We start from the raw sequence: 4,712 nt of genomic DNA on the forward strand, positions 1-4,712 counted from the left end.
GGGACGACCCCAGATGCCCGCCTGTTTCAGACACGGCGGACACGACCTCGGCCCGCAATTCATCCGCCAGAACCGACAGTTCCCGGTCGCTCAATGTCTTCAAATCGGAGGGTACCGTTACACGGTCCAGTGTCGGGGTATTTGGTCGGTCGGTCATGCAAAAATCTCCCTAAGTTCCCTGAAACGGACTGTGGCGCAGCCCGCTTGTGTTCCCAGTGTGGTGTCGTGGGCAGGCAAGCCACCCACGACACCGGTTTCCTGTAGCCAACAGGAAGGGAATCAAGATGCACCCCAAAGGGCGATCTTGATGTTCACCCCAGGGAACAGGGGGGAACCTCGGCTGAGGGGGGCACGGACGACCCGTGCCCGAACCCTCAAATCAGGACGCGCACATCCGCATCGGGTTCGATGCTCATGGACAGGGGCGTGGGGTCGGGCGCGAACTTGCTGTCTTCCGGCAGCAGGCTCGAAATCCCGATCAGGACGGCATAGGCCAGACCGATCACCAGACAGAACAGTGCGGCATATCCCGCGCCTTTCAGCATCAAAGCGGTGATGTCGGCGGTCAGGCGAAAATCGCCTTGGCCGGTGCGCAGATAATCGTGGTCATTGTCACTCATCTTATTGTCCTTTCTTACCGTGCGTAGCCGTGCTCGACGGCCCAGCCGAACCAGTTGTCGACAACCGTGCCGGTCAGCAAAATCCCGATACCGCCGGTCAGCGTTGTCAGAACTGCGAACCACCACGCCCAGCGGTGGATACCTTCCATCGTGGCGTTGAACCCCATGGTCCAGCGCCAGAACAGCGCCGCCCGCTCGGAGGCCGTCCCGCGATCCACGATCTGTTCGATCTCGCGTTCACCGCCAAAGCGGCTGACCGCAAGGATCGTTGCCCCGTGCATGGCGAACAGCAGGGCCGAGCCATAAAGGAACACGATGCTCAAAGCATGGAACGGGTTGTAGAACAGGTTGCCGTAGGTGATCGAAAACAGGTTCGTCCAATCAAGGTGCGGGAAGATGCCGTAGGGCACAGCTTCGCTCCACGATCCCATCAGGATGGGGCGGAACAGCCCCAGCACAAGGAACAGCCAGATGGCGGAGGCAAAAGCCCAAGCCACGTGTTTGCCCATCCCCAGCTCTTCAGCGCGCAGATAGGTGCGGATCCACCAGGCAATGACGCTGACCAGCAGGAAGAAACTGGAAATCAGCCACCAACCGCCCTCGTTCAGCGGCGCAAAGCCAAGGCCGTATTCAGGGGCCGGCGGCTCCAGCGCGAACCAGAACAGATCGCGCATGAACACACCCGGCGAATACCCCGCCTGCGCCCAGAACGACATGCCGACGATGAAGAACCACGCGAAACCGGTCGCCAGCGACACCAGACCAAACGGCCCAAGGTAGATGGGGCCAAGCTGGGCGTTGCCGATCCAGCCTGCCAGTTTCGACATGGAGGCACCTTTGGTCCGCTCAGCGGCGATTTTGCCGTTGCCGTCCATGCCCATCTCAGGCGGTCCAGCGACCTGCACCTGAGTAAAGATGTTTTGATACTCAGCCATTTACGCCTCCTTCAAGGTCTACCCAAATCGGCAGGTCTACCCAGCCGTACCACCACACGATCCATTCATCGAACCAGATGGTGCCTGAAATCACGATGCACACGGCGGACCAGAACCCGGCCATCAGCGCCAGGAACAATCCCAAACGGTGAATGCCCAATGGCCCGATCGAATAGCCGATCAGATCGCGGAAATAGGTGTCTTCGTGATCGGGGGATTTCACTTCGGTGCCCTTCGCGGGGTTCACCGCGGACAGCACCAGCGACCCGTGCAGCGCGAGCGCCAAACAGTTCGTAAAGAAGAACGTGATCGCGATCATGTGTGCGGGGTTGTAGTGGAAGTTGCCGTAGGCATAGCCCACGTTGTTCACCCAATCGAGGTGGCTCCAGATCCCGTAAGGAAAGCCGTGTCCCCAGGCGCCCATCAGAACGGGGCGGATGATAACCAATGTGACATAGGCCAGGATCGCCACACCGAATGCGAACGGCACATGGTATCCCATGCCAAGTTTGCGGCAGATTTCCACCTCACGCATCATCCAGCTGACAAAGGCCAGCGTCGCGCAAATCGTGATGATCTGCCACAGCCCGCCTTCGGCCAGTGGCGCCATGCCCAGGCCCACCTCCAGTGACGGCGGGTTGATCGAAATCAGCCACGGGTTCCACGTGTCGCCAAGGGCGGCCCCGTAGAAAATCAGAATTGTGCCAAGGGCGGCAAAGAAAAATGTCGTGACCCCAAAGAAGCCGACGTAGAACGGCCCCACCCAGAAGTCGAACAGATCACCGCCGACCAGCGTCCCGCCTCGGACGCGGTATTTTCTTTCGAAGCTGAGCTGAGCCATCTTCAAACTCCTTATAATGCGGCATGGACGCGGACGTACTCATGTCGCCGGTTCTGTCGGTTGTTTGCCACGGGCGAAACAGGCCCGCCCGTGACTGGTTTTGATCGAACGGCTTAGCCGTCCATGTCTGCGCCAAAGGCGAGATTGAACCAGTTGGTTGAATCGTTGCTAAGCAGGACGAGGTGAATCATCGCAGCCAGCAGGAACAGGAAAACGCCCTGTGCCACGAACACGCGGCGAGGGTCGAATACCAACCAGATCTTGTAAAACTGTGCCATTTCTCAGAACTCCTTTACCAAGCGAACCAAGGCAGCTTGATGTACGTGAGGATGTGCGCGACCACGGCAACAACCGTGAACAGGGCAAAGCCGCTCATGTACACCGCGTGCAGCTCTTGGGCCTGCTCGTCAGTGAGACCTGTGAAAGACAGATCAGATTTATCAGCCATGTAAAATTACTCCTTACAGAACTGACGCCGCGCATTCCCCGCGACAGGGCTACGACGGAGGCTCATCCCCCGCCCTTCTTCACCACCCCGAAAGGCTGGCAAACTGGTGTCCATCCGCTTTCACGGCTGGAAAATCATGGGCGTAATGATACCGGCCTGGGACCACGCGGCTTGCACCGGGTCTTTCTCAGGCAGGCGGAAATTACGCAGGGCGAACAGTGCCCATGTGAAGGCCGCCAAAGGCAGGCAGGCAAAAAAGATCACCACGAAATAGGCGCCGTATTCGCGTTTGGCCGCGTTTGTGTTTCGACCCTGTTTCACCTCGATCGGTGTACCGGATGTAAAATCGCTCATTGCTTTTGCCCTCCCGTGGCAGGTTGCAATCCACGCACCGTCTCAAGGACGACACGTTCCGCGCCGGTCTCCAGCGCTGCTTTCTCGGCCGCGTCCCTCAGGGTTTTTGCGGCAGAAATTCGCGTAAGAATGGGGTGGGTTGCCACGATCTCATCCAACGCGCGCGCGGCGTCTTCATCCCAAGGGAAATCACGGCGTAAATTCGTTGGCGTCGCCTCGGCGGCATCCATGTCAGAACCAAGAGGCAGGATGTGGAAGAGCGCGTCAAACAACCCATTACACACCTCCTGCACCATATAGGTCGCCCCCGCATATCCCATGAACGGCGTTCCCGTGGCGCGCCGGATCGCGGCACCGGGGAAGCTGGCAGGGATGAACGCAGGCGACGGGCCATGGCCGGCCTTCAATTCGGCCAGATACATCTTTTCATTGATCGACCCGAAAACGATCAACGGGCGCTTCTGCCCCATCATCGCGCGCACTTCGTCGTTATTTGTCTTCGCACCGGCGGTGCGGGCCACGGCAAAGGCGCAGGGCAGGCCCAGATCATCCTCAAGAAATTTGCGCATCCCGCGCGCGTAGGTCTCGTTCGCGACAACGGCAAAAGATGCCGTGGCGAAGAAGTCCTGCGTGACGGACCGCCACAAATCCCAGACAGGTTTGATGGTGGAATGCTTTTCGCGTTCGATAAACGGCTCTGGATCAAGGTCCAGCATCTCACCCAGCCTGCGCAGGAATTTCGTGGTGCTGTCGATCCCGATGGGGGCTTGCAGATAGGGCTTGCCCAGCACCTCGCACAAACCGCGTCCAAACTCTCGGTACATGCAGACGTTGACGTCGGCGTTCACCAGATTGCGCATTTCGGCCACGTGGCTGCCCAACGGCATGACCATGTTGACCTCGGCCCCGATCCCTTCGACCAAACGCCGGATTTCCGCCAGATCGGACGGCATGTTGAACGTGCCGTACATGGGCCCAAGGATATTGACGCGGGGTGCCGCGCCCTCCTCACGTTTGGCTTCCTTGGGCATCCGGCCCTTGGTCATGCCAAATTCGGTAAAGATCCACGTCATCGCGCGGTCGGCGGCTTCCCATTGATCTTCATCAATGGTGCGCGGCAGGAAACGTTGAATGTTGGTGCCCATGGGCGTCACACCACCGCCGATCATCTCGGCAATGGACCCGGTCACGACAACTGCGGGCAGCGCAGGGTCCAACGTGCCCCATGCGCGTTTCATCGCACCTTCGGTGCCATCCCGGCCCAGCTCTTCCTCACCCAATCCGGTGACGACAATCGGCAATTCGTGCGGCGGCAAGGCATCGGTGTAGTGCAACACAGATGTCACCGGCAGGTTCTCGCACCCGACCGGACCATCAATGACACATTGCAGCCCCTTGGTGGCGCAGAAGGCATAGATCGCCCCCCAATATCCACCTGCGCGGTCGTGATCCTGAACCAGCATCAGATCATCTCCGCCGCTTTGGCGGCCTTGGCGGCGCGTTCCAGTTTCTTG

Annotated in this window: 8 protein-coding genes; all 8 read right to left on the bottom strand. The window is 59.3% G+C overall.

Going from position 1 to position 4,712, the window contains the following annotated elements:
• On the bottom strand, positions 1–157 hold a 157-nt coding region (locus QZ653_RS14955), incomplete at its 3' end, for a 1-deoxy-D-xylulose-5-phosphate synthase N-terminal domain-containing protein (RefSeq protein ID WP_366933053.1).
• Between the two features lie 217 nt (positions 158–374).
• Positions 375–620, bottom strand: coding sequence for an RC-LH1 core complex protein PufX (gene pufX, locus QZ653_RS05415; protein WP_296418319.1), 246 nt, complete (start codon positions 618–620; stop codon positions 375–377).
• Between the two features lie 14 nt (positions 621–634).
• Positions 635–1,555 carry a photosynthetic reaction center subunit M gene (gene pufM / locus QZ653_RS05420; RefSeq protein ID WP_296418321.1) on the bottom strand — a complete coding sequence of 307 codons (921 nt, stop codon included), beginning with the start codon at positions 1,553–1,555 and terminating at the stop codon, positions 635–637.
• Positions 1,548–2,396, bottom strand: a complete 849-nt coding sequence (pufL, locus tag QZ653_RS05425) for a photosynthetic reaction center subunit L (protein ID WP_296418323.1) — start codon at positions 2,394–2,396, stop codon at positions 1,548–1,550. Before pufL ends, pufM begins: the two co-directional genes overlap by 8 nt.
• A gap of 113 nt (positions 2,397–2,509) precedes the next feature.
• Positions 2,510–2,674: a light-harvesting antenna LH1, alpha subunit gene (pufA, locus tag QZ653_RS05430; protein ID WP_296418324.1), complete on the bottom strand. Its 165-nt coding sequence runs from the start codon at positions 2,672–2,674 to the stop codon at positions 2,510–2,512.
• Between the two features lie 14 nt (positions 2,675–2,688).
• Complete coding sequence (pufB, locus tag QZ653_RS05435) at positions 2,689–2,844, bottom strand: light-harvesting antenna LH1, beta subunit (RefSeq protein ID WP_085863980.1); 156 nt, start codon at positions 2,842–2,844, stop codon at positions 2,689–2,691.
• Positions 2,845–2,964: 120 nt separating this feature from the next.
• The gene (gene pufQ / locus QZ653_RS05440; protein WP_296418328.1) at positions 2,965–3,198 is read right to left on the bottom strand and encodes a cytochrome PufQ; all 234 of its coding nucleotides are present in this window, start codon (positions 3,196–3,198) and stop codon (positions 2,965–2,967) included.
• On the bottom strand, positions 3,195–4,661 hold the full coding sequence (gene bchZ, locus QZ653_RS05445; protein ID WP_296418401.1) for a chlorophyllide a reductase subunit Z: 1,467 nt from the start codon (positions 4,659–4,661) through the stop codon (positions 3,195–3,197). The genes pufQ and bchZ overlap by 4 nt, the downstream gene beginning before the upstream one ends.
• Positions 4,662–4,712: the final 51 nt, after the last annotated feature.

It is taken from the genome of Pseudooctadecabacter sp. (assembly GCF_020627745.1).
In the GTDB taxonomy this organism is placed as follows: Bacteria; Pseudomonadota; Alphaproteobacteria; order Rhodobacterales; family Rhodobacteraceae; genus Octadecabacter.